25 protein-coding genes and 1 pseudogene are annotated in these 23,718 nt (G+C 67.9%); 13 read left to right on the forward strand and 13 right to left on the reverse strand.

The window, feature by feature from the left end; all coding sequences use genetic code 11:
* Nucleotides 1-22: 22 nt before the first annotated feature.
* On the forward strand, nt 23-217 hold the full coding sequence (locus ACPWT1_RS07105; protein ID WP_427914675.1) for a DUF2905 domain-containing protein: 195 nt from the start codon (nt 23-25) through the stop codon (nt 215-217).
* A complete protein-coding gene (locus tag ACPWT1_RS07110; RefSeq protein WP_427914676.1) occupies nt 214-1,137 on the forward strand; it encodes an ROK family protein in 924 nt (307 codons plus the stop codon). Before ACPWT1_RS07105 ends, ACPWT1_RS07110 begins: the two co-directional genes overlap by 4 nt.
* A 6-nt stretch (nt 1,138-1,143) precedes the next feature.
* Here the strand turns inward: ACPWT1_RS07110 and ACPWT1_RS07115 are convergent, their stop codons facing one another.
* The 3 genes and pseudogenes from ACPWT1_RS07115 to ACPWT1_RS07125 all read right to left on the reverse strand — a co-directional run bounded on the left by ACPWT1_RS07115 (nt 1,144) and on the right by ACPWT1_RS07125 (nt 5,072).
* Complete coding sequence (locus tag ACPWT1_RS07115) at nt 1,144-2,373, reverse strand: multifunctional CCA addition/repair protein (protein ID WP_427914677.1); 1,230 nt, start codon at nt 2,371-2,373, stop codon at nt 1,144-1,146.
* A 43-nt stretch (nt 2,374-2,416) separates the two neighbouring features.
* Nucleotides 2,417-3,003, reverse strand: a pseudogene (locus ACPWT1_RS07120) (glutathione S-transferase family protein).
* Nucleotides 3,004-3,080: 77 nt separating this feature from the next.
* Nucleotides 3,081-5,072, reverse strand: a complete 1,992-nt coding sequence (locus ACPWT1_RS07125; protein WP_427914678.1) for a transglycosylase SLT domain-containing protein — start codon at nt 5,070-5,072, stop codon at nt 3,081-3,083.
* Nucleotides 5,073-5,082: 10 nt separating this feature from the next.
* Here ACPWT1_RS07125 and ACPWT1_RS07130 point away from each other — a divergent pair, with 10 nt between their 5' ends.
* Nucleotides 5,083-5,670, forward strand: coding sequence for a 5-formyltetrahydrofolate cyclo-ligase (locus tag ACPWT1_RS07130; RefSeq protein ID WP_427914679.1), 588 nt, complete (start codon nt 5,083-5,085; stop codon nt 5,668-5,670).
* Nucleotide 5,671: 1 nt separating this feature from the next.
* Here the strand turns inward: ACPWT1_RS07130 and ACPWT1_RS07135 are convergent, their stop codons facing one another.
* A complete protein-coding gene (locus ACPWT1_RS07135; RefSeq protein WP_427914680.1) occupies nt 5,672-6,142 on the reverse strand; it encodes a cupin domain-containing protein in 471 nt (156 codons plus the stop codon).
* Nucleotides 6,143-6,212: 70 nt separating this feature from the next.
* The gene (locus tag ACPWT1_RS07140) at nt 6,213-7,196 is read right to left on the reverse strand and encodes a LysR substrate-binding domain-containing protein (protein ID WP_427914681.1); all 984 of its coding nucleotides are present in this window, start codon (nt 7,194-7,196) and stop codon (nt 6,213-6,215) included.
* A gap of 117 nt (nt 7,197-7,313) precedes the next feature.
* Here ACPWT1_RS07140 and ACPWT1_RS07145 point away from each other — a divergent pair, with 117 nt between their 5' ends.
* The 3 genes from ACPWT1_RS07145 to ACPWT1_RS07155 all read left to right on the forward strand — a co-directional run bounded on the left by ACPWT1_RS07145 (nt 7,314) and on the right by ACPWT1_RS07155 (nt 9,260).
* The gene (locus ACPWT1_RS07145) at nt 7,314-7,775 is read left to right on the forward strand and encodes a DUF2917 domain-containing protein (RefSeq protein WP_427914682.1); all 462 of its coding nucleotides are present in this window, start codon (nt 7,314-7,316) and stop codon (nt 7,773-7,775) included.
* 69 nt (nt 7,776-7,844) lie between these two features.
* On the forward strand, nt 7,845-8,834 hold the full coding sequence (locus ACPWT1_RS07150) for an MBL fold metallo-hydrolase (RefSeq protein ID WP_427914683.1): 990 nt from the start codon (nt 7,845-7,847) through the stop codon (nt 8,832-8,834).
* Between the two features lie 105 nt (nt 8,835-8,939).
* Nucleotides 8,940-9,260: a hypothetical protein gene (locus ACPWT1_RS07155; RefSeq protein WP_427914684.1), complete on the forward strand. Its 321-nt coding sequence runs from the start codon at nt 8,940-8,942 to the stop codon at nt 9,258-9,260.
* Nucleotides 9,261-9,301: 41 nt separating this feature from the next.
* Here the strand turns inward: ACPWT1_RS07155 and ACPWT1_RS07160 are convergent, their stop codons facing one another.
* Entirely contained in the window at nt 9,302-10,195 is an 894-nt protein-coding gene (locus ACPWT1_RS07160) for a DUF6279 family lipoprotein (protein ID WP_427914685.1), read from the reverse strand.
* On the opposite strand from ACPWT1_RS07160, the gene glmU reads away from it, so the two are divergent.
* Nucleotides 10,194-11,585 (forward strand): bifunctional UDP-N-acetylglucosamine diphosphorylase/glucosamine-1-phosphate N-acetyltransferase GlmU, encoded by a 1,392-nt coding sequence (gene glmU / locus ACPWT1_RS07165; RefSeq protein WP_427914686.1) that lies wholly within the window; start codon nt 10,194-10,196, stop codon nt 11,583-11,585. The two genes, ACPWT1_RS07160 and glmU, sit on opposite strands and share 2 nt — an antisense overlap.
* Nucleotides 11,586-11,602: 17 nt before the next feature.
* Here the strand turns inward: glmU and ACPWT1_RS07170 are convergent, their stop codons facing one another.
* Nucleotides 11,603-12,064, reverse strand: a complete 462-nt coding sequence (locus ACPWT1_RS07170; protein WP_427914687.1) for an Lrp/AsnC family transcriptional regulator — start codon at nt 12,062-12,064, stop codon at nt 11,603-11,605.
* 154 nt (nt 12,065-12,218) lie between these two features.
* Here ACPWT1_RS07170 and glmS point away from each other — a divergent pair, with 154 nt between their 5' ends.
* On the forward strand, nt 12,219-14,066 hold the full coding sequence (gene glmS, locus ACPWT1_RS07175; RefSeq protein ID WP_427914688.1) for a glutamine--fructose-6-phosphate transaminase (isomerizing): 1,848 nt from the start codon (nt 12,219-12,221) through the stop codon (nt 14,064-14,066).
* A 526-nt stretch (nt 14,067-14,592) separates the two neighbouring features.
* On the opposite strand, the gene ACPWT1_RS07180 is transcribed toward glmS, so the two are convergent.
* Nucleotides 14,593-14,814, reverse strand: a complete 222-nt coding sequence (locus tag ACPWT1_RS07180; RefSeq protein WP_427914689.1) for a hypothetical protein — start codon at nt 14,812-14,814, stop codon at nt 14,593-14,595.
* A gap of 159 nt (nt 14,815-14,973) precedes the next feature.
* Between ACPWT1_RS07180 and ACPWT1_RS07185 the strand changes: the two genes are divergently transcribed.
* Nucleotides 14,974-15,153: a hypothetical protein gene (locus ACPWT1_RS07185; protein WP_427914690.1), complete on the forward strand. Its 180-nt coding sequence runs from the start codon at nt 14,974-14,976 to the stop codon at nt 15,151-15,153.
* Between the two features lie 20 nt (nt 15,154-15,173).
* Nucleotides 15,174-15,407, forward strand: coding sequence for a hypothetical protein (locus tag ACPWT1_RS07190; protein WP_427914691.1), 234 nt, complete (start codon nt 15,174-15,176; stop codon nt 15,405-15,407).
* A gap of 440 nt (nt 15,408-15,847) precedes the next feature.
* Here the strand turns inward: ACPWT1_RS07190 and ACPWT1_RS07195 are convergent, their stop codons facing one another.
* The 3 genes from ACPWT1_RS07195 to ACPWT1_RS07205 all read right to left on the reverse strand — a co-directional run bounded on the left by ACPWT1_RS07195 (nt 15,848) and on the right by ACPWT1_RS07205 (nt 18,394).
* On the reverse strand, nt 15,848-16,315 hold the full coding sequence (locus ACPWT1_RS07195; protein ID WP_427914692.1) for a BON domain-containing protein: 468 nt from the start codon (nt 16,313-16,315) through the stop codon (nt 15,848-15,850).
* Nucleotides 16,316-16,346: 31 nt separating this feature from the next.
* On the reverse strand, nt 16,347-16,757 hold the full coding sequence (locus tag ACPWT1_RS07200) for a hypothetical protein (protein WP_427914693.1): 411 nt from the start codon (nt 16,755-16,757) through the stop codon (nt 16,347-16,349).
* Between the two features lie 398 nt (nt 16,758-17,155).
* Nucleotides 17,156-18,394, reverse strand: a complete 1,239-nt coding sequence (locus ACPWT1_RS07205; protein WP_427914694.1) for a cation:proton antiporter — start codon at nt 18,392-18,394, stop codon at nt 17,156-17,158.
* 616 nt (nt 18,395-19,010) lie between these two features.
* Between ACPWT1_RS07205 and ACPWT1_RS07210 the strand changes: the two genes are divergently transcribed.
* The 3 genes from ACPWT1_RS07210 (at nt 19,011) to ACPWT1_RS07220 (ending at nt 22,127) form a co-directional block, all read left to right on the forward strand.
* On the forward strand, nt 19,011-19,136 hold the full coding sequence (locus ACPWT1_RS07210) for a hypothetical protein (RefSeq protein ID WP_427914695.1): 126 nt from the start codon (nt 19,011-19,013) through the stop codon (nt 19,134-19,136).
* Nucleotides 19,137-19,206: 70 nt separating this feature from the next.
* On the forward strand, nt 19,207-20,760 hold the full coding sequence (locus ACPWT1_RS07215; RefSeq protein WP_427914696.1) for a cation-translocating P-type ATPase: 1,554 nt from the start codon (nt 19,207-19,209) through the stop codon (nt 20,758-20,760).
* Nucleotides 20,757-22,127, forward strand: coding sequence for an HAD-IC family P-type ATPase (locus tag ACPWT1_RS07220; protein WP_427914697.1), 1,371 nt, complete (start codon nt 20,757-20,759; stop codon nt 22,125-22,127). Before ACPWT1_RS07215 ends, ACPWT1_RS07220 begins: the two co-directional genes overlap by 4 nt.
* Here the strand turns inward: ACPWT1_RS07220 and ACPWT1_RS07225 are convergent.
* A complete protein-coding gene (locus ACPWT1_RS07225; RefSeq protein ID WP_427915518.1) occupies nt 22,019-22,723 on the reverse strand; it encodes a succinate dehydrogenase iron-sulfur subunit in 705 nt (234 codons plus the stop codon). The genes ACPWT1_RS07220 and ACPWT1_RS07225 overlap by 109 nt on opposite strands.
* 120 nt (nt 22,724-22,843) lie before the next feature.
* Nucleotides 22,844-23,563 (reverse strand): Crp/Fnr family transcriptional regulator, encoded by a 720-nt coding sequence (locus tag ACPWT1_RS07230; protein ID WP_427915519.1) that lies wholly within the window; start codon nt 23,561-23,563, stop codon nt 22,844-22,846.
* Nucleotides 23,564-23,718 lie beyond the last annotated feature (155 nt).

The following is a 23,718-nucleotide window of genomic DNA, read 5'->3' on the forward strand; positions in this document are numbered from 1 at the left end:
CCGCTGCACCTACACTGCCCGCATGATCCGCTGGTTCATCGTCGTGTTCCTCGCGCTGATGGTCATCAGCTGGCTCACGCCCGCGCTGCAGAAGCTGGGCTTCGGCCGCCTGCCCGGCGACCTGCGCTTCCGGCTGTTCGGGCGCGACTGGTCGATCCCGCTGACCAGCACCATCCTGCTGAGCCTGCTCTGCAGCGCCATCGCCAAGTACGTATGAAAGCCTGCATCGACATCGGCGGCACCAAGGTGGCCGTCAGCCTCAACTCGGGCCGCGATCGCGACCTCGTCGCCCGCCGCAGCGAACCCACCGCGGTCACCGGCAACAACGATGCCCTCGCCCTGCAGGTGATGCGGATGGTCGACGCCGCCTCCGCGGAAGCCGGCGTGGACGCGGCGAGCGTGCAGACCGCCGGCGTCTCCTCGGCCGGGCCGTTCGTCATGGTGGACGGGCGCATCGAACTGGCGTCGCCCAATATCTGTGGCGGCATGGCCGGACCGGCGCGCGGCCTGCCGAACGACTGGCGCACCGCGCTGCTGGAAGCGCCTCTCGCCATGCGGTTTGCGCGGGTCCGCGTGGAGAACGACTGCGTGGCCGCGCTGGAGGCCGAGCGGCGCTGGGGCGCGTTGCAGGACGTCGACCACTGCGCCTATGTCACCTGGAGCACGGGCATCGGCACGGGGCTGTGCGTCGACGGCCGCGTGCTGCGCGGCAAGAACGGCAATGCCGGCCATGCGGGCCACATGTTCGTGAGCGACAACGACGACGCGCTGTGCGGCTGCGGGAACATCGGCGACGTCGAGGCGCTGGTGGCGGGCAATGCGGTGGCACGGCGTTTCGGGGCCGATGCGGCATCGCTGCTGCAGCGCGCGCAGGCGAACGACAAGGACGCGGCCGGCAAGGTGGACGGCATGTGCCGGGTGCTCGGTCGCATGCTGTACGACCTGATCGTCTCGCTGGACCTGCAGCGCATCAGCCTGGGCGGCAGCGTGTTCTGGAACAACCGCGACTACCTGCTGCCGCGGCTGCGCTCGCACATCGTCGGGCACCTGCCCGCGCTCACCGACGGCTGCGAGCTGGTCGCTGCCGGGCTGGGGTCGCGCGTTGGCGACTACGCGGCGCTCGCGCTCGTCGACTGAAGAGCCTCAGGCGACGGCCAGCGCGGAGGCCACGGCCTCGATACGCGCGGCGTGGATCAATTCACCCACGCGCGGGCCTTCCAGGCCGCGCGCCTGCGCCTCCTGCGCCACCTCGCTCGTGACCACCTGCTGCGCCGCCCGCAAGGCGCCGAGCAGCCGCTCGCGCTGCGTGTAGGGACGCTCCTCGGAGCCGAGGCGCCCCCGCGCGTCGCATTCGCACGCCAGCAGGATGTCGGCGAAGCGTTGCGGCTTGCGGAACGCATCGCAGCGCTCCAGCAGGCGCACCAGCGCCGCGGCGCCGAACTCGCCGCTCCGATGGATGTTGCCGTGCTCGCGCGCCACCACGTCGGCGAGCTCGTTGCACTCGGTCGGTACGCGCAGCCGGCGCGCCACCTGCTTGAGCAGGCGGGCGCTGCGCTCCTCATGGCCGATGTGTTTCGGCAGCACGTGCTCCGGCGTCGTCCCCTTGCCCAGGTCGTGCACCAGGCAGGCGAAGCGCACCGGCAGGCTCGCCGCCAGCCGCGCGCTCATGTCCAGCACCATCATCAGGTGCACGCCGGTGTCCACTTCGGGGTGGTAGTCGGCCCGCTGCGGCACGCCCCACAGGCGGTCCACTTCGGGCAGGAGGCGCGCGAGGGCGCCACAGGCGCGCAGCACCTCGAACATGCGCGAGGGCGTTGCCTCCATCAGCCCGCGTGCCAGTTCCTGCCAGACGCGTTCGGCCACGAGCGCATCGACCTCGCCCGCCTCGACCATGTCGCGCATCAGCTGCAGGGTCTCGGGGGCGACGGCAAAGTCGGCGAAGCGCGCGGCGAAACGGGCCAGCCGCAGGATGCGCACGGGGTCCTCGCGAAAGGCATCGGTGACATGGCGCAGCACGCGGGCCTGCAGGTCGGCGCGGCCGTGGAACGGATCGATGACGGTGCCGGCGCCGTCCTGCGCCATCGCATTGATGGTGAGATCGCGGCGCGCCAGGTCCTCCTCGAGCGTGACGCCCGGATCGGCATGGAACGCGAAGCCGTGGTAGCCGCGGCCGGTCTTGCGTTCGGTGCGGGCGAGGGCGTACTCCTCGCGCGTCTCCGGATGCAGGAACACGGGGAAGTCGCGGCCCACCGGCAGGAAGCCCGCCAGCGCCATCTCGTACGGGGAGGCGCCCACGACGACCCAGTCGCGGTCGTTGACCGGCAGCCCCAGCAGTGCGTCGCGCACCGCCCCGCCCACCATGTACGTCTGCATGGCGGCAGTGTAAGCACCGCGCCGCTGCGGACCCGGGCCGCCCTCAGCGGCTGGTGCGATAGGGCTCGTCGATCGGCACGAAGTCGTGCTCGGCCAGCGCTTCCTGGATCCAGGCCTGGACACCAGGCAGTGCAGTCACCCGCTCGACGTACGCGGTGATCTCCGCCGGCACCGGCAGCGCATACGTGCGGATGCGCATGCACACCGGCGCGAAGAACGCATCGGCCGCGCTGAAGCTGCCGAACAGCATCGGCCCCCCATGCTCGGCCAGCAGTTCATCGGGCAATGCTGGCGCAGCGCGCCGAAGCCCGAATGCATCTCGGCGCAGACGCTGCGGGCACGCGCGCGGGCCTGGCGGTCGCGCGGCCAGAGGTCGCCATCGGGGAACGACTCGGCCAGGTACTCGGCGATCGCCAGCGTGTCCCAGACGACCAGCTCGCCGTCGACCAGGAACGGCACCCGGCACGCCGGGTTGAGGCGTTCCACCGTCTCCTTGAACCGCGATCCGGTCTCGAACGAGTCGAACCTGACCATCACTTCCTCGAACGGGATGCCGGCCTGGCGCATCAGCACCCAGGGCCGCATGGACCAGGACGAGTAGTTCTTGTTGCCGATGTGGAGCTGGAGCATGGAGGCCTCGCGTGGATGGCCGATGCTAGCGGCAGGGGCCGGCTGCATTGATGCGAACCGGGCGCCCGATTGATGCGTCAGGGCAGGTCGCGGCCGGCTTCGGGCTCGCTGTCGTCGCGCGGCCCGACGCGCCCCAGGCGTGCCTTCAACGACTGCGGCTCGCCCGTGAGCAGCGCCGCATAGAGCGTCGTGTTGGACAGCACCTTCTTGACGTAGTCGCGCGTCTCGCCGAAGGGCACGTTCTCGGCCCAGACCGCAGCGTCCAGCACCGGCCCGTTGCGCCACACGCGCGGCCGGGTGGGACCCGCGTTGTAGGCGGCCGCCGCCATCGCCATCGAGCCGTCGAAGCTGTCCAGCACGAGCTTGAGGTAGCCGGTGCCGATCATGAGGTTGGTGTCGCGGTCGGTGAGCTTGTCGGGACTGAAGCCGTTCAGGCCCAGCTTGCGCGCGGTCCAGCGCGCCGTGGCAGGCATCACCTGCATCAGGCCGGAGGCGCCCACGCTGGAGCGCGCGTCGGCGACGAAGCGGCTCTCCTGGCGCATCAGGCCGAACACGTACGCGGGGTCCAGTCCGATCTCCAGGGCGCGTCGCGTCACGGCCTCGCGGAAAGGCATCGGGAAGCGCTGGTCGATGTCGAACTCGCCCTTGGTGCGATCGCTGGTGTTGATGCAGCGGTCCCACACCTCGCGCTCGCAGGCCAGCTGCGCGGCCGCGAGCAGCTCGCGATCTTCCATGCCCCCCGGGCGGGCCAGGTTCGTCGTGTAGTTCCACTCGCGCCGGCCCTCGTCGCGCAGTCCCAGCGCGATGGCGGCCAGGCCGCGTGCGAGGCCCGGGTTCTGGCGCGCGGCTTCCTTCTCCTGCTCGGTGAGCGGCGCGGGGCGCTCCGGCGGCGCGACCTTGCGACCGACCTCTTCGAGCGCAAGCTGCTCGTAGAAGCCGCGCGGCGACGCCATCGACTCGAAGACCTGCATCGCCTCGGCGCGTTCGGCCGCGCTGCCGGCGGCCTGCAGGGCCCGGGCACGCCAGTACTGCCAGGCGATGTCGCGCCGCGCTTCCTCCGACATGGCCTCGATGCCCGACAGGACCGTCGGCCACTGCGGCACCATCGATGCACGCAGCGCCGCGCGCACCTTCCAGGCCAGCATGTCGTCGCTGAGATCCGAATCCTTCGTCACCTTGTCGAAGAAGGCCAGTGCGGTGGGCTGCAGCCGCTGCGCCGCCTGCCGGCCCAGCACGCCCCAGATCCAGTTGCGCTCCTCGACCGAGAGCTGCGGACCCCACTTGTTCTCCAGCAGGGTCGCGGCGTTGTCGGGGTCGGTGGTCGCCAGCTTGATCAGCGCGAGGCCGATCAATTCGCGGCGCGTGCGCAGGATCGCGGTGACGCGGTTCTTCAGGAATTTCGTCGGACTGGCGTTGAGCTCCGACAACAGCGGCAGCGCGTGGGGGGACACCAGTTCCACCGCCGAGGCGGCCACGCGGGGCCGGTTGCCCTCCGTGGCGATGCGCGCCTTGCGCCAGGCATCGCTGGTGGTGATGCGCTGCCTGACCGGGCCGTCGGCGCTGAACGTGGTGGCGGCCAGCGTGCAACCGTCGTCCAGGTCACGCTGGGCCAGCCACAGGCGGCGGGCTTCCTCGACCACGCTGGCGGGCGTGTTGGCGCCTTCGGCGACGGACCGGGCGACCAGCGCGTAGCACTTCACCTCGCGGTCGTCGTTCATCCGGAAGCGCGGGTACTCGGCTGCGAAAGCCGCCCAGTCGCGCCGCTGGCCCAGCACCAGCAGCCAGTCGTTGCGCAGCCGGTCTTCCTGGTAGGTGCCCGCATAGCGGGTGAAGAAGTCCTGCACTTCCTGCGGGCTGGCGGTGTCCAGTCGCGCGCGCAGCTCCCAGTACGCCGCCCAGGGCTCCAGCAGGTGGCCGCGGGCCAGGGGGAGCAGCTGGGTCAGCCGGGGCTTGTTGTTCCTGGCGAACGCCTGCGCCATCTCGACGATGGCGTCGTCGGGCCCGGGCTGGGCCTGGCAGGCGCCGGCGAACACGGCAAGGATCAATGTCAGAATCGTTCGCAACTTCATCGGAAGAATTATGGACAAGCCGGAGGACAAAACCGCGCTGCGCAAGAGATTGGTCGAGCAGCGGCTCGGCCTTCCCGACCGCCTGCAGCGCGCCGACCTGCTGCAGCGGGTGATGCGCATCTGGCTGGTGGGCCGGCCGGACGTCTCCATCGGCGCCTACTGGCCGATCAAGGGCGAGTTCGATCCGCTGCCGGCGCTGCACCGCTGGAAGGAGGACGGCGAGCTGCTCGACGAGCCGCAGCTGCGACGCATCGGGCTGCCCGTGGTCGACAAGCTGCACAAGACGCTGCGCTTCCATGCCTGGTTCCCCGGCTGCCCGATGGAGGAGGATGCCTACGGCATTCCCAAGCCCAAGGACACCGAGGTGATCGTGCCCACGCTGCTGTTCGTGCCCTGCGTGGGCTATGGGCCTGGTGGCTACCGTCTCGGCTATGGTGGCGGCTTCTACGACCGCACGCTGGCGAAGCTGGAGCCGCGTCCCTACACGGTCGGCCTGGGCTTCACCTGTGGCTTCGTGCCGGAGCTCGAGCCCGAGGCGCACGACTTCCCGCTGGACGCGATCCTGAACGACAACGGCGTCGTCTGGCCGATCGGCTGATTCAGAACGGCACCGTGGCCGCGTCCGGGCGCTGCTGGACGTCGGGGCGCTTGCGCGAGCCCAGCGCGGTGCGCACGTACTGCACGCCCCGAACGAGCTTGCCGAACGGGCGCGGAACGGGGAAGCGGCAGATCGCCAGCTTGCGCACGTAGCGCTCCACGTGCCACACCATCCAGGTGTTGGCCGGCATCACGGCCACGTCGCCCGCGCGCAGTAGCGCATGGCGGCCCTCCGCGTCGCGCACCAGCACCTCGCCCTCGAGGATGTGCACGGTCTCCTCGATCCAGAAGAACCAGTGGAAGGTGCCCGCGGTGCATTCCCACTGTGCCGAGGTGCAGGTGCCGTCGGGGCTTCGCACCAGTTCGACCGCCCGCGCCTGCGGCCGGCCCGCGATCACCCACTCGGGGCGGATCGGTGCCGGCGTGAAGTCATCGGGCTGCGGGGCCGCTGGCCCCAGGTCGTTGCAGTGCATGAGCTGGTTGCATGGAGAGGATGGGAATTCTCCCCAGCCCTTGGGCAGGCGCGGTGTAGGAGGGCGCCTGTCAGTCGATGTTATCAACGGTATCCGGATCCGGCACTTCGCCGATGGTCTGCCGCGTGGCCTTGCCCTGGGCAAGCAGCCAGTCGCAGAAGGCCTGGATCTCAGCCCGGTGGCCACTGCGCGGACCCTGGATCAGCCAGTACGCCATCGGCGAATCCATCCGCACGCCCGGCAGCAGTTCGACCAGGTCACCGTTGGCCAGGCTCTCGGCCACCATCGGCAGCCGCGCGATCACCACGCCCTGTCCCGCCAGCGCCGCCTGGACCATCTGGTAGGCGTAGTTGAAGTACAGCCAGCGCTTGGGCTGCACCCGCGTGAGCTGCTGCTGGTCGAGCCAGCGCCGCCACGTCAGCCACTCCAGGTGCGTGCGATGCGCATCGCCGGCCTCGATCAGCGCGAACTGCGCCAGGTCGGCGGGCTTGCGGATCGGCGGCCCGGCCTTCAGCAGCCAAGGGCTCGCGACCGGCGTGAGCTGCTCGCCGAACAGGCGGATCGCCCTGGGCGGCATGTTCGCCGCCGGGCCGTAGCGCAGCGCAAGGTCGACGTCGGCCACTTCGAGGTCGAGCGAAGTGTCGGTCGCGTCGATGCGGATGTCGATCTCGGGGTTGTCACGCTGGAACTGCTCGAGCCTGGGGATCAACCACATCGACGCGAACGACGCGAACGTGGTGACCGACACCGTCTTGCGGCCGGCGCTCTGGCGGATCTGCCGCACCGCGGCGTCGATGCGCGGCAGCGCTCCGTTGACCGCCTGCAGCAGTTGCGCGCCCGCGCTCGTGAGTTCGACGGCCCGCGTGTGGCGCAGGAAGAGCCCGACGCCGACTTCGTCTTCCAGCGCCTGGATCTGCCGGCTGACGGCCGACTGCGTGAGCGCCATCTCCTCGGAGGCGGCGCGGAAGTTCAGGTGCCGCGCGACGGCCTCGAAGGCACGCAGGTAGCCCGCCGAGATCGGCCGGGTGCGCAGGACGGTCTGGGAATGGAGCATTGGTGGGCGATCTGGATTGATGCGGAGTTGGCATGAATAGGCTAGCTGCTTTTCATTGGACCGACAACCGGGCCGCGACCATCATTCCAGCCACGGATCGATGCCAAGGAGAACGCCATGACCAATCTCGCGCTGCGGGAATCGCAACAATCCCGGCCTCCTGCCGCGGGCGCCTGGAAGCTCGAGGCTGGTCGTGCGCTGACGCTGCATCCCGCCGAGCCGGGCGAGCTGCGCGTCCACGAGGGAAGGCTGTGGGCCACGCTCGATGGCCCGCATTCCGGGTCCATGCGCGGCCTGGGCGATCTCGTCATCGAGGGCGGGGGAACGCTCCAGCTGCGCGCGGGCCAGCGCGTGGTGATCGAGCCGGCGGGCATTGCCGAGGCCGTCTACTTCTCCTGGACGGTCGCGGAGCAGTCGCCGCGCGTGCCTTGCTGGGAGCCGGTCGCGCAGTCCTGGCGCGAGCTGCAGGCCGGCCTGGCGCTCACCGGGGGAGCGGCAGCGCGGCTCGCCACGGGCCTGGCCGCGGTCGGCCTCGCCTCACTGCCGCGCCGCACGCCGGGCTCTCGCATCGCAGCCTGAGGCGCTCGCCACTTCCGTTGCGGGCGGTTCAACATTCCGTAATGAATTACGGATCGTAGAATCGTCCGCATGACGAAAGCCTTCGCGAGCCAGGCCGACCTGGCGGACAAGAAGATCACCTTCCAGCAACTGTCCGCGCACTGCTGGGCCTACACGGCCGAAGGCGATCCGAACTCCGGCGTGATCATCGGCGACCGCTACATCCTCGTGAGCGATTGCACCGCGACGCCGGCGATGGCGCGTGACCTGATCGCACGCATCCGCACCGTGAGCGACAAGCCGATCAAGTACGTGCTGCTCACGCACTACCACGCGGTGCGCGTGCTGGGCGCGAGCGCGTATGTCGCCGAAGGCGCGACGGAAATCATCGCCAGCCAGGGCACCTACGAGCTGATCGTCGAGCGCGGCAAGGAGGACATGCAGTCCGAGATGGAGCGCTTCCCGCGCCTGTTCCGCAATGCCGAGACCGTGCCGGGGCTGACGTGGCCGACGATGGTCATCGGCGGTGGCGATCCTGCGCGCGGCGAAGTGCCCGGCAAGCTCACGCTGGACCTGGGTGGCGTGCAGGTGCAGATCTGGCATCCGGGTCCGGGCCACACCCGCGGCGATACCATCGCGTGGGTCGAGCAGGAGAAGGTGCTGTTCTCCGGCGACCTCGTCGAGTACGACGCGGGCGTCTACACCGGCGATGCGCAGCTGGAGGAGTGGCCGGCGACGCTCGAGGCGCTGCGACGGCTGCATGCCGAAGCGCTGGTGCCCGGCCGCGGCGAGGCGATGCAGGGCAACGCGCAGGTGAACAAGGCGCTCGATTACACGAAGCGCTGGGTCGAGACGCTGTTCCGCGCCGGGCGCGAGGCGGCTGCCGCCAACATGGACCTCAAGGCCGCGATGGCCCACGCGCGCAAGTCCATGGACCCGGTGTTCGGCCATGTGTTCATCTACGAGCATTGCCTGCCGTTCGACGTCAGCCGCGCCTACGACGAGGCGCGCGGCATCAAGAACCCGCGCATCTGGACCGCCGAGCGGGACAAGGAGATGTGGGCCGCGCTGCAGGCCTGACAGGCTCTTTGTAGGCCGGTTCCGACTGGCGTTGCGAGGAGGCGCCGACACCACTGTTCGGTCGCGCTGCTTACGCTGGCGTTTCCACATCCCAGGAGACGCGACATGCAACAACAGCAAGGCGGCCGCGACCCGGTCGCGCGGATGCAGCAGATGGCGGGCTCCAGCGAATTCCAGCCGCCGCAGCAGCAGGGCGGGGGCGGGCAGTCGCAGCAAGGCGGCGCCGGCAAGTCGCAGCAGATGGGCGAAGGCAGCTACGAAGGCACCCGCGAGTACAAGGAGCGCACCGAGCGCTACCTGGAGAAGGCCGACGTCGAGGCCGATGCCGAGAAGGCGAAGCCGCGCTCCGAAGAGGAAGCTCGCGCCCTGAAGGAAGCCGAGAACGAGGGCCGCTCGCACTCGCGCGGCGAAGACAAGACTTCGTAGCCCACGCGCTGCGCGCCATCACCCCTGCCGGGACAGCAGCCTCATGGCTGCGCGGACAGCTCGGCCACGTCGCGTTGCCACCCGCGCAGGCGCTTCGCGGCGTGTTCGCGCTGCGAAGGACGGGTGCTGTTGTGGAGGGCCGCCGAGATGGCGCAGATCTCCTGGCGCATGGCGCCCACGTAAGTGGACAAGGCGGGCTCGCTGGGGGCCATCACCTCGTCAAGGACCGATCGCACTGCGGCCCGGGCTTGCGGAATGTCCACCTTGTGGGTGGAGAAGCGCCGCAGCAGGGCAAGCACCGCCTGCTGGTTCCGGCGCTTGAGGGCCAGCACCGTGACGGGATTGAAGCGCGAGCCTTGCAACTGCTGCCGCAGTGCATCGCGCTGGTCGTCATCGAGGCGGCCGTACAGGATTTCGGCGCGGCCCGCGAACTGCTCGAGGCGCTTGTCGACCAGGTCGGCGGGCGAGAGCCGCACCCACTCCTTCTCGTAGTCGCGATTGCGCTGCTGGTACTTGCGCTCCAGGTGCTCGATCTGCGACGGCTGCATCGTCAGCGCGTGTGCGGTCAGCGCCGGCTCGATGCGCACCCGCAGGGCGTCGGCGCGAGCGCGCAGCTCGGGCTCGAGGCCGCACACCTGCGCGGGCGTGACGTCCGCCGGGACCATCCGCTCGAGCCGCTGCAGCACCTGCCCATACAGCGGCAGCTCGTTGGCGCGGTGCCAGGCGTGGATCCGCGCGAGGTCGTCCCGCACCGCGGCGCCCTGCGCAGCGTCGAAATCGAAGAAGCCATCGAGCCACCAGTAGCCCAGTTGCCCCAGGCTGTTGTAGCCAAACTGGACCGCGCTGCAGCCGCTGAGCGCAAGAACAAGACTGAGCAGGCCGATAATTCGCAGGAACGGCGCCGCGGAGCGCAAACGGATCGAAGGGAATGACATGACAGGTGTGGACGTGGTCATCATGGCCGCCGGCAAGGGCACGCGCATGAAGAGCCGACGCCCCAAAGTGTTGCATCGTTTGGCGGGGCGCGGCCTGATCGAGCACGTGGTGCGCTGCGCGGCGGCGCTCGACCCGCGCACGGTGGTGCTCATCACGGGCCACGGCGCCGACGAGGTCGAGCGCGCCGTGCGTGCGAGCGACGCGCCGGCCAATACCGGCTTCGTGCGCCAGGAGCCGCAACTGGGCACCGGCCACGCGGTGCAGCAGGCGGTGCCGGTGCTGCCCGACGACGGCGTCGCGCTGATCCTCAATGGCGACGTGCCGCTGATCCAGCCCGAGACGCTGCGCGCGCTGCTGGATGCCTGCGGCGGCGAGCGCCTGGCCCTGCTGGGCGTGGAGCTGCCCGATCCCACCGGCTATGGCCGCATCGTGCGTGATGGCGATCAGGTCACCGCGATCGTCGAACACAAGGACGCCACCGAGGCACAGCGCCGCATCCGCGAGGTCTACACGGGCTTCATGGCGGTCCCCAACGGGCTGCTCAAGCGCTGGCTGGGCCTGCTCACCAACGATAACGCGCAACGCGAGTACTACCTCACCGACGTGGTGAAGCATGCGGTGGCCGAAGGCGCTTCCGTGGTCGCGGTGGATTGCGCCGACCGCCTGCAGGTCGAGGGTGTCAACAGCCCGGTGCAGCTGGCGCAGCTCGAACGCGCCTACCAGCTGCGCCACGCCGAGAAGCTGATGGAGCAGGGCGTGCGCCTGGCGGATCCGGCGCGCATCGACGTGCGCGGCTCGCTGCAGTGCGGGCAGGACGTGGAGATCGACGTCGGCTGTGTCTTCGAGGGCGACGTGGTCCTCGGGGACAACGTGCGCATCGGCCCGAACTGCGTCATCGCCAACGCAGTCATCGAGGCGGGCGCCGAGATCCAGGCGTTCACCCACATGAACGGCGAAGCCGCGGGCGTGCGCGTGGGCGAGGGCGCCCAGGTTGGCCCCTTCGCGCGGCTCCGGCCCGGCGCCCAGCTCGGGCCCGAGGTCCACATCGGCAACTTCGTCGAGGTGAAGAACTCCACCCTGGCGCGCGGCGCGAAGGCGAACCACCTGGCCTACCTGGGCGATTCGCAGGTCGGCGAGAAGGTGAACTACGGCGCCGGCTCCATCACGGCCAACTACGACGGTGCCAACAAGCACCGCACCGTGATCGAGGACGAGGTGCACGTGGGCAGCAACTGCGTGCTGGTGGCGCCGGTGCGCATCGGGCGCGGCGGCACGGTGGGCGCGGGTTCCACCATCACGCGTGACACGGAGCCCGGCACGCTGACGGTCGCGCGCGGCCGCCAGGCCAGCATCGCCGGCTGGAAGCGCCCGCTGAAGGCGAAGAAGTAGCGGGGCTGGCCGGGCGTTCAGCCCCGGCGCGGCAATGCGATGCGCGGGTCGAACTTCGCGCGGCGCACGGCGAAGAAGGCCTTCACGTTGCGCACGTTGGCGTCGGCCGTGAACAGGCGCTGCGCGATCTCCAGGTAGCCCGGCATGTCGTCGGCCTGAACCACCAGCATGAAGTCGGGGCCCGGCGAGACGCGGTAGCACTGCTGCACGGCCTCGTCGGCAACTGCTCGGGCTTCGAACGCCTGCATGGCCTCGTTGTCCTGGCGATCGAGCGTGATCTCCACCAGCGCCTGCAGGCCGGACCCGATGGCGTGGACCAGCTTGTCACGGTCGAGGATCGCGACCTGCCGCTCGATCAGGCCGGCCTTGCGCAGCCGAGCGACGCGGCGCAGGCAGGTCGGTGGCGAGACGTGGACGCGGGCGGCCAGCTCCTGGTTGGTGAGGGAAGCATCCTGCTGGAGCTGGTCCAGAAGAGCCATGTCCGTGCTGTCGATTGGTTCCATACTTGCGATCTATGTGGAATCCAATTTCTATTCTATTGTCTCTCGGAAGAAAATTACGTATGTGCCGGAATTGAGATCACTTATTCCACGCGTCCGGGCCTAGAGTTCGTCCATCCCAAGGAGATGCCTCATGTGTGGAATCGTCGCCGCGGTCTCGACCCGCAACATCGTCCCGATCCTGGTCCAGGGCCTGCAACGCCTGGAATACCGCGGCTATGACTCCTGCGGTGTCGCGGTCCACAACGGCGGCCTCAAGCGAGCGCGCAGCACGTCACGCGTGGCCGAGCTGCTGACCCAGGTCGAGCGCGAGCACATCGAGGGCACCACCGGCATCGCCCACACGCGCTGGGCCACGCACGGCGCGCCGGCCGTGCACAACGCGCATCCGCATTTCAGCCACGGGCCCGGCGAAGGCGCGGCCAGCCGTCCGGGACGCATCGCGCTGGTCCACAACGGGATCATCGAGAACCACGACGAACTGCGCGCCAAGCTCAAGGCCAAGGGCTACCAGTTCGCCAGCCAGACCGACACCGAGGTCATCAGCCACCTGATCGACAGCCTCTACGAAGGCGACCTGTTCGAGGCCGTGAAGATGGCCGTGGGCCGCCTGCACGGCGCCTATGCGATCGCGGTGTTCTGCAAGGACGAACCGCAGCGCGTCGTCGGCGCGCGCGCCGGCTCGCCGATGGTGCTGGGCGTCGGCAAGGACGGCGAGAACTTCCTCGCCAGCGACGCGATGGCGCTGGTCGGCGTCACCGACCAGATCGTGTACCTCGACGAAGGCGACGTCGTCGACATGCAGCTGGGCAAGTACTGGGTGGTCGATCGCGCCGGCAAGGCCGTGACGCGGCCCGTGAAGACCGTGCAGGCCCACAGCGGCGCGGCCGAACTCGGCCCGTACCGCCACTACATGCAGAAGGAGATCTTCGAGCAGCCGCGCGCCATCGCCGACACGCTGGAAGGCGTGCAGGCCGTCGTGCCAGAGCTGTTCGGCGACGGCGCGCATGCGGTGTTCAAGCAGATCGACTCGGTGCTGATCCTCGCGTGCGGCACCAGCTACTACAGCGGCTGCACCGCCAAGTACTGGCTCGAGTCGATCGCGAAGATCCCGACGCAGGTGGAGATCGCCAGCGAGTACCGCTACCGCGAATCGGTGCCGAACCCGAAGACGCTGGTGGTCACCATCAGCCAGTCGGGCGAAACGGCCGACACGCTGGCCGCGCTGCGCCACGCGCGATCGCTGGGCATGGAGCACACGCTGACGGTGTGCAACGTGTCGACCTCGGCCATGGTGCGCGAGTGCAAGCTGGCGTACATCACGCGCGCCGGTGCGGAGATCGGCGTCGCATCGACCAAGGCGTTCACCACCCAGCTGGCCGGCCTGTTCCTGCTCACGCTGGCCTTGGCCTCCACGAAGGGCCGCCTCACCGACGACCAGGCGACCGGGCACCTGAAGGCGATGCGGCACCTGCCCGCGGCGCTGTCGGCGGTGCTGGCGCTGGAGCCGCAGATCATCGGCTGGGCCGAGCAGTTCGCGCCCAAGGAGAACGCGCTGTTCCTCGGCCGCGGGCTGCACTACCCGATCGCCCTCGAGGGTGCGCTCAAGCTGAAGGAGATCACCTACATCCACGCCGAGGCGTACGCGGCGGGCGAGTTGAAGCACGGTCCGCTGGCCCTGGTCACCAGCCAGATGCCGGTGGTGACGGTGGCACCCAACGACGCGTTGCTGGAAAAGCTCAAGAGCAACATGCAGGAAGTGCGCGCCCGCGGCGGGGTGCTCTACGTGCTGGCCGACGCCGACACGCGCATCGAGAGCGAGGACGGCATCCACGTGATCCGCATGCCCGAGCACTACGGCCCGCTCAGCCCGCTGCTGCACGTCGTGCCGCTGCAGCTGCTGGCGTACCACACGGCGTGCGCGCGCGGGACCGACGTGGACAAGCCGCGGAATCTCGCGAAGAGCGTCACGGTGGAGTGAGCGGCGGCGAGCGAATCGGGGCGGCTGTGCGCAGGAAACTGAGTCGCTTACCGGAAACGGAGTCGCTGACCGGGAAACAAAGTTGGTTTCTACTCCCCGCCCAGCGAAAAAAAGAGTCAGTTACGGAGAGCGCGTGGGGCCATCTCCTTGTGGAAGGCTCTTGGAGGACGGCCCTGGCGCTCACGGTTCCTCGATGGAGACTGGCTGGTTGTGAGGCGCAGCCTGCGCCTGTCGCTGCGTCACCCAAGGGCCTCGATCGAGGCTGCGGCAGGCACAACGCGTAGAGGGGAGCACAGTTCAGTAACGGCGGGCATCAAGCGAAGCGCGATACGCGCCGGTGGCTACGACCTTCGAAGCCTTTCGCTCATTTCGCAAGGTGTTGCCTGGGAAGAAGATCTGTCGGGACGGAATCAGCCCTGTCGGAACTGGATGCCCATCGACCGGCCTGCTGCGCGCACGCGACCCGAGTGAAGGCGAGTCCAGGACCCGAGCGGATCACCGAAGTTGCCGACGCGGCGAGGCACCCTCACCCCGGCCGCCCCGGGCGGTGCGCCCTCGATAGCGTCTCCAGCTGAGTCTCGAGCGCCTCGACCAGGAAGTACGACTGCAGGTACTGCTCCTGCGAGCCGGCCTGGCGAAGCCGGCCGGTGGCCACTTCGGTCTGTGCGAGCCGCGCCCTGACGTTGGCGATGTCGGTGCTTGGCACGGCGCCTTGCGCGGGTGCGACCTTGGCGGGACTTTCATTCATGGCTGTCTCCCTGGGCAGCGCGGGCTGCCTCCGGGTGCGTCCAGGAAGGACGCGTGCCCGCTCCCGCAGTCTGCGCGCCTCGCCCCGGACGTGCCGGAAGCGCACAAAGAGTTGCGAAAGACTTCGGCACGCCCTTGACTCGGCGCGCACCATTCCCTCATGACCAACGACACGCACACCACCTGCACGGACGACAGACGCCACCAGACCGCCGAACACGATGTGGCCAAGGGCCTCGAACGCGGGACCGGAGACAAGCGCGGCGAGAGCGCCGACAGCATCCGCCCCCACCTGGAAAGGGGCCGCCGCGGGCCGCCGAGCGAGGGGCGCCAATCATGAGAGCGACGGAGCTGCGCGCGGTGAACCAGCTCACGAGCGCGGACATCGTGCAACTGGGCAACGACCCGCGCTTCTTCCACGTCGACGCGTTCGAGCGAGCGTCGGATGAGAGGGATGCACGTTGCACGGTGACGCTGCGGGCGTTCGATGGAACGCAGGGCGTGATGATGGTCCGGACGGCTTGCGAGTTGGTCCTGGTGGTGCCCTGGGCGGGGCGTGTGATGTCTGAAGGGGAAAAGACGATCGATGCGTGACACGCGTCATCTTTGGCGCCTTTGGCAACGACTGAGTTCGCCCCTGTTGGCTGATAGGCGCCTCGGCGACTCAGGACCGGCCTACAGCGGCTCGGCGGCCTTCCTTGAGGACGTACTTGTCAAATGTGAGGGGTCCACGTACCACCCGCCCTGGCGCACCTTTAATGATGGAGGGGTACTTACAGGGGTACATCATTGCGCTGCCCCCATGCGGTCAGCCCTTGCAGGGTGGCCGACGCAATGGATCCGGCTGCTTCCCTGTTCCTGCAGGCCGACGTCGACCGCACCCACGTCATGCCAACCGAAACCGGTGCAACTGAGCGCCTGGAACAGCTGGCAGGGCGGCGCATAGACGCGAGGCGCCGATCGTGCAAGTTGCCACGAACGACGTCCGCCAAGCCGCGCAACGGACGCCGAGCAAGTCGCACCAGGTGTCGCGATCAGCGTCGCCGGTGCTCCACAGCGGACAAACTGCCGTTGCTGACGCCCAGCTGCGCGTTCACGCCAACCACGCCGGCGACCCGGGAGACCGCGTCTTCCACTTTCCATCGCTCGGATGCATAGCGAACCGAGCCCCGCACGCACACCCACCCTTGGGTGACGAGCAGTTGCACGAGTGGGTGCCGACCCAGTTCATTGACGGCCAAGCGGCAGTCGAGCTCGATCTGAGCGTCCGACAGAGCAGCAGCTCGGTGAGGCACCGATGCCTGCGCACGTTGCCCGTGTACCGGTATCGGGCCGCGGGACGGTCCAGCGCCCAGGCCAAAGTCCTGCGCGGCGCGTTGCTGAAGGCCGTCCGCGCCTTCGCCGGCACGTTCACCGGCGCGGTGAGCTCCGTGTGCGCGGGTTTCGTGCTCCGCCCGGTGCGTGGTCGGCGGAGCCTGGAAGGTGTCTGCAGCGGATGTCATGGATGTGACCTCGTGCGGTGCGTGCTCTGCCTCAGGTCAGGTCGCCCATCCGGCGAACCTGGTTCAGCGCATCATCCAGACGGTCATAGCTGAACTCCGCATAGCGGTACACGCGCCCGTCGAACCGGACACCGTGCGTGGCCATGACGTCGAGCTCGCGCACCGTCGGTCCCGCGGGACGTGCGCGTTGCACCCGCAAGCCGCGATCCGCGTCGCCTGCCCCAGGCCGGGATCTGGCGATGCGCGCGTACGCGACGGCGTCATCCAGCTCCTGGTAGTGGTAACCGTCGAAGGTGTAATCGGGGCCGTCGCCGGACACGCCCAGTTGCGCCGCCTCGCGCCGCTCCTCGGGTGATGCGGCGCGACCGTCGCGATGCCTCATGGACGCGGCGGAGACAGGGCCCAGCGGCGGACCGGGATGGAGTGGAAAGTGGTCGCCCATGACGAGCTCCTAGGTCTAAGCACGGAAAAAAAAGAACACGGCGCGTCCGTGCGAAGGCGCGTGCACAGGGGGTGGCAGTCCTGGGCCACTGGCTGCGTTCGCCGGCGCCAACGCCATGTCGAGCGCGGGCCGAGTTCTGATCGTGCGCGCATTCCGTGTGCCGTGCGCAAGCGGGGCGCAACTCTTTGTGCACGCATGGCCGCTGCGGCGCGGTGCATGCCGCGCCGCCATCCGCCCCGCAAACCTCACTGGAAGGTTGGCCGGCGAGCTTCGGGGCGGACCTGTCCTGCGGGATCTGAGATGGCTGGCGGACGCTCCATCGCTTCAGACATCGGACCACGACGGGCTCGACCGTTTCGCATCGGACCGGCAGCGAGCAGCGGGGGCGGCCCTCCAGATCAGACGCGCTCCTGGGCCACGTACCATTTCATCAGAGGGCCCGCGGTCAAGCCGTGGACGACGATCGAGGCCGCGACCGTCCACAGCGTGAGTGTCACGAGCGTCGCCGCGACATCGGGCGCGAGGCCCTGCCGGACGGCGTAGAGCATGTAGTAAACCGAGCCGATGCCGCGGATGCCGAACCAGCTGATCATCGTCCGCTGCGGGGCAGAGAGCATGCCCAGCGGTCCCGACGCGAGCACCGAAAGGGGCCGCAGCAACAGCGCCAGCGGCACGAACCACCAGGCGGACGGTGGCTGGGTGTAGCCAAGCATGGCACCGACCATCAGGACCAGGGCGAGCTCGGCGACCTTCTCCAGTTGTTCGTTGAAGGCCTGCACCGAGTCCTGCATCTCGCCCGCCATCCGTTCCTGGCGGGCAGCGGATCCGGTGCGGCCGCGGATCCGCTGCAGGGCCAAGCCGGCTGCGAAGACCGCCAGGAAACCGGAGGCAGCGCAGACGCTGGCCGCGCCATATGCCATGCCGATGAGCCCCAGCCCGATGAACACGTCCAATCCCAGGGCTTGCCGGTAAGTGCTTCGAAGATGCACGACCAGGCGGCCCGTTGCGACGCCCAGGGCCGCCCCGATCGCGACCCCGCCAAGACACGTCCACACGAGGTCGATGGCCCACCAGTGCAGGAGCCCGGGACCGAGATCGTGAAGCCCAAGCCACCCGAGGCCGAGCACCACGAAGGGAAATGCAGTGGCATCGTTCAGGCCTCCTTCGGCGCCCAGCGTGAAACCCAGCGGATCCGGCTGAGTGCCGGCCTGGGAACGCATGCCCGACGCGAGGACGGGATCGGTCGGCGCGAGGATGGCGCCAAGCAGGACCGCCGCACCCAGCGGCAGGTGGAGCCACCACACGCCGATGGCCGCCGCCATGGCGACCATGGCGGTCATCGAAAGCAGGGCGAGTCGCGCCGAAAGCCACCAGCGGCGGTCACCAAGGGGGATGCCCAGCTGCATGCCCACCGCGAAGAGCGAAATGATCAGCGCCACTTCCGCGCCTGTCTCCAGCAGGGCAGTCGCACCGAACGGGTTGGGGCGCAGTACGTCGGCGACAGCCGGACCGAGCAGCCAGCCGAGCGCCAGGTAGACCATGGCGCTGGTCAGCGCCAGCTGGCCCAGCATGGTCCCGGCGACAACCATGGTGACCATCAGCGTGCCGATCACCAGGGCCCACAGCGCAAAGGTCATCGGTCCCCCCGGCATCTTTCGCGTTCGTTCCAGGCGCGGATTCAAACCGTCGCTGCAACACGGAACGCTGCGAGAGCAGCAAGAATGTCTACCTGGAGAAGACCAAGCACTCCGTGCAGGGAGACTCAGAAAGCGCCTTGATTGCGGGAGGTATCTGACCAGTCATCGTGACTTCGATCTCGGAAATCGCGCGGGGGGATCAGCACGCGTCGGCAACCTAAGCAGTGGCCGGTGCCGCACCTGGCGCGGTGCGTCCAGTGCGGGACCTGCTTGCGAAGTTTGTGGCGGTGCTCGACCGCCCTCGGAGGTGAGGGCGTCCTGAGCCGCTTCGCAAGAGCTGTCGCCGTCGGCCGCCAGCGCGGCCGGTTCCCCCTGCACACCGAACGAGTTCACGCGATTGACTTGATGCGGGCCCATGAGGTACTCCTGAAATGACATCCCCCACTGTTTTCGCCCTGGCAGGGTCACGTCTGTGCGGAGGCGAACCGAGCGTGTGGGCCTCCAGTCCGACCGCCAGGAGCCTGAAAGCTGAAAACGCGCGATGCGTTTGTGGCCCAGCGCACAGACGGGCTGGCTTGGCCAAGACCAATGTCAAGCGTTGCTCCGGAGTCTGAACATGAAAGCCATCGCCATCGCCGTCTCCGAAGCCGGGATTCGTGGATTCGTTGGCGGGCGTCCTGAACAGGGTGCTGTCGGTGCGGCTCGCGCGCGCTGGCGCGATGGCTCTGGAGCGGCCTGCTGATGGCGCTACGACGCTGGAACTCGCGCGCCCCTTTCACCGCAATTTGGTGATTTCGGTTGCACCTTAGGGCATGACCTCCCAGTCCAATGTCTATTGGAGCCTGTCGCAGGAAGGCCTTGCGCGGCAGTTGCACGCCGATCTCGGAGGGCTCAGCCGGACTGAGGCCCAAGCGCGCCTCGTGCAATTCGGCCAGAACACACTCAAGCCACCCAGGAGATCTGGCGCCCTCGCCTTGTTGGCCAGCCAGTTCAAGAGCCCGCTCGTCCTGATCCTCATCGTCGCTTCGATCGTCTCCCTGGCCGCTTCTGAATGGGTCGACGCCAGCGTCGTACTCCTGGTCGTCATGGGCAGCACCATCCTAGGCTTTGCACAGGAGTACATCGCCAGCACCGCCATCGAGCAACTTCGCTCGCAGATCACGATCAATTCGCTTGCCATCCGCGACGGTGTCGTGGTTTCGATTGCTTCCTCGGACGTCGTGCCGGGCGACGTGGTTCAACTCGCGGCGGGGAGCCTGATCCCGGCCGACGCGGTCGTGCTGGAGGCAAAGGATCTCTTTGTCACGCAGGCTGTGCTCACGGGGGAAACGTTCCCCGTGGAAAAGGTCCCGGGCCTCGTGGCGCCGGATGCCGCACTGGCGGAGCGAACCAACTGCGTCTTCATGGGAACAAGCGTGCGAAGTGGTACAGCGCGCGCGCTGGTCGTCGCCACGGGCAAGGAAACGGTGTTCGGCCAGATCGCGGGAAAGCTGGCGCTGCGCCCGTCCATGACCGAGTTCGAGCGCGGAATCCAGCACTTCGGTTATCTGCTCACGCGCGTCATGCTGGCGATGGTGGTCGTGGTGCTCGCCATCAACATCTTCATGGCCCGACCGCCGATCGCCTCGCTGCTGTTCGCCCTGGCCCTCGCAGTCGGCCTCACACCGGAATTGCTGCCCGCCATCATCAGCATCACCCTCTCGCACGGGGCCAAACGCATGGCCGGATTGGGAGTGATCGTGCGGCGCCTGAACTCCATCGAGAACCTGGGCAGCATGGATGTCCTGTGCACCGACAAGACGGGCACGCTGACGGCCGGAATCGTCAGACTCGACGGCGCCCTCGACCTGGCGGGCCATGCGAGCGCCCAGGTCTTGCGGCTCGCCTGCATCAACGCACGATTCCAGACAGGGATGGCCAGCCCCCTGGACGAAGCGGTCACTACGGCAGCGGGCGGCATCGAGCTGACCGGGCTTCGAAAGATCGACGAGATTCCCTACGATTTCATCCGGAAGTCCATTTCGGTGGTCGCAGCGGACGCTGCCGGAGAGCGAACACTGGTGACCAAAGGTGCGCTGGACAACGTCTTGGGCATGTGCGACACGGTGGCCGCCGGCGCCCAGGTTGCGCCGCTCGACAGCAAGGCGAGGTCCTCGATCAATTCCCTGTTCGAAGGCTGGAGCAACCAGGGATTCCGGGTGCTCGGGGTCGCATCGCGTCAGCTGGAACGCAGCGCCTCGTCATATTCACACGCCGACGAATCGGGCTTGTGCTTCGCGGGATTCCTGCTGTTTCTGGACCCGCCGAAGGACGATGTCCGCCGCACCCTCGTGGATCTGGACGAGCGTGGCTGCAGGTCAAGATGATCACGGGCGACAACCGCAATGTTGCACGCCATGTCGCCGAGGCGATAGGCCTCCCGGCCATGTTCACCATGACCGGACGTGAACTCAATGCGACGAGCGAGGAAGCTCTCCTGCATTCGGCGCAGCAAGTCACCATCTTCGCCGAGATGGACCCGAACCAGAAGGACCGCGTCATCCACGCCTTGCGCAAGGCCGGACATGTGGTCGGCTACATGGGAGATGGCATCAACGACGCCCCTGCGCTTCACACGGCCGACGTCGGTATCTCGGTGGACACGTCCGTGGACGTCGCCAAGGACGCGGCGGACTTCGTCCTGCTGCGCAAGGATCTGGGGATTCTCCGCGAGGGGATCGATGAGGGGCGAAGGACGTTTGCAAACACCCTCAAGTACATCTTGACGACCATCAGCGCGAACTTCGGGAACATGTTCAGCATGGCAGTGGCCTCGGTGGTCCTGCCGTTCCTGCCCCTGCTCGCCTCGCAGGTGCTGCTCAACAATTTCCTGGCCGACATTCCTGCAACCACCATTGCCAGTGACAACGTCGACCGGGAATGGGTGGCGGCACCGCGGCGGTGGGACACGCGCTTCATCCGCGACTACATGATCCTCTTCGGGCTGGTGAGTTCCGTGTTCGACCTTTTCGCCTTCGGCGTGCTTCTCTGGCTATTCCGGGCCGGAGCCGATGAATTCAGAACCGGATGGTTCATCGAATCGCTCTTGACGGAGTTGGTCATTGCATTGGTCGTGCGGACCCAGGGGCCGTTCTGGCGCAGTCGGACCTGGCAAGTTCCTGCTCGCCACCACCTGCTTCGTCGTCGCATTCACGCTGGCTTTGCCGTACCTCCCGTTTGCCGGCGTCTTCGGATTCGTCCCGGTGCCGGCGCCGCTGATGCTGGCAATGATCGGGTTGACGCTGGCCTACGTGCCTGCCGCCGAGATCGCGAAGCGGTACTTCTACGGGATGTTGAGTCGCAGGGAGAGGCTGCGGGTCTAGGTGGCACGTGCCGCCGGACAAAGGGCGGGACCGACCTTCACATCATCAGGGGCGACGTGCCGACGTGCGAACCTGGCACCATCCCGGGACACGAGGGTGTGGGGATGGTCGAGTCCGTGGGAGCGGGCGTCGCGGCATTCAAGCCCGGGGCTCGCGTCCGACGGATCGGGCAACGTGGCTGGCATGCCGACCGCCTCGATGGCCGTGTCGACTCCAATTCCGGGCACCGACAGCGGAGGTGTCCGAGCCTGAGACGCGATCCTCAGACGGCGCGGCGCACCATCATGTCCCGGATCTTGCCGATCGCCGTGATCGGGCTCAGCCCCTTGGGGCACACGTCCGAACAGTTCATGATCGAGCGGCAGCGGTAGAGGCGATACGGATCCTCCAGGTTGTCCAACCGCTCTCCGGTCTCCTGGTCGCGACTGTCGGCGATGAAGCGATATGCCTGCAGCAGCCCTGCTGGACCGACATACTTGTCCGGGTTCCACCAGAAGCTGGGACACGCCGATGAGCAGCACGCGCACAAGATGCATTCGTACAACCCGTCGAGTTCCTCGCGTTCGGTCGGACTCTGAAGACGCTCGCGCTCCGGCGACACGCGGTCGTCGGCCACCCACGGCCGAATCGAGTGGTATTGCTTGAAGAAGTCCGTCATGTCCACGATCAGGTCCCGCATCACAGGCAGACCTGGAAGCGGCTTCAGGATGATCGGGTCCTTCAGTGTGCACATGTTGGTCAGGCATGCCAGGCCGTTCCTGCCATTGATGTTCATCGCGTCCGAACCGCAGACGCCCTCCCGGCACGAGCGCCGGAACGACAGAGTCGGATCCTGCGCCTTCAGCTTCATCAGCGCGTCAAGCAGCATGCGCTCGTTCCCGTCGAGTTCGGCGACGACAGTGCGCAGCGCCGGCTTGAGGTCGATGTCCGGGTTGTAGCGATAGATCCTGAAGGTGCGAGAAGGCATCGCGGCATCATGGACGCTGGTGGACCGGAACACCAGCCATGCATCCATGTTGGCCTCTCCCTTGTTCGATCGATGGTTTCGACCCGAATCCCCGGCTGGGTCATCCGCCGGGTTGCACGGTCAGACCGCCTCGGTCGCCGGCAGCAGCCGGTCGTATTCCTTCTTGACCACGGCGTAGCACTCGCAGGTGCGCTGCTCGAGGCCGGGGCGATCCAGCACCGTGATGTGCCCACGCGCATAGCGGATCAGGCCGGCCGCCTGGAGCTTGAGCGCTGCATCGGTCACGCCCTCGCGCCGCACGCCGATCATGTTGGCGATCAACTCCTGCGTCATCCTCAATTCGTTGCCGCGCAGTCGATCGAGGCTGAGAAGCAACCAGCGACACAGTTGCTGGTCCAGCGAGTGGTGACGGTTGCACACGGCGGTCTGCGACATCTGGGTGATCAACGCCTGCGTGTAGCGCAGCAACAGGTGAAGCACAGGTCCGGCACGGTTGAACTCATTCTTCATCGCCTGCGCCGCCAGTCGGAAGCCGCGGCCAGCGCTTTGCACGACGGCCCGACTGGGAGTCGTTTCGCCACCCATGAACAGTGAAACGCCCACGAGGCCTTCGTTGCCCACCACAGCGATTTCGGCCGAGGACCCATCCTCCATCACATAGAGCAGGGACACGATGGAGTCGACGGGAAAGTAGACGTGGGCCAGGCTCACCCCGGATTCGTACAGCACCAGGCCCAGCGGCATGTCCACCGGCTCGAGCTGGGCGGACCAACGCGCCCACTCGGCCTGCGGAAGGGCAGCGAGCAGCTGATTGAGTCGCGCATCAGGTGGATCGGCCATTGGCAATTCCAGTATAGGGTGGGAGCCCAGCCGGCCGGTCACCTACCGCATATCACTACCGCACATCTCGTTTTGCGGTGCCCCGGCGTGAGGTTAGGGAGTGGCCGTCTAAATTGCTGGGTATGTGTGCTGGCGCACGGACCGGGACGGCGTCA

This window comes from Ramlibacter sp. MMS24-I3-19, assembly GCF_050320135.1.
In the GTDB taxonomy this organism is placed as follows: domain Bacteria; phylum Pseudomonadota; class Gammaproteobacteria; order Burkholderiales; family Burkholderiaceae_C; genus Ramlibacter.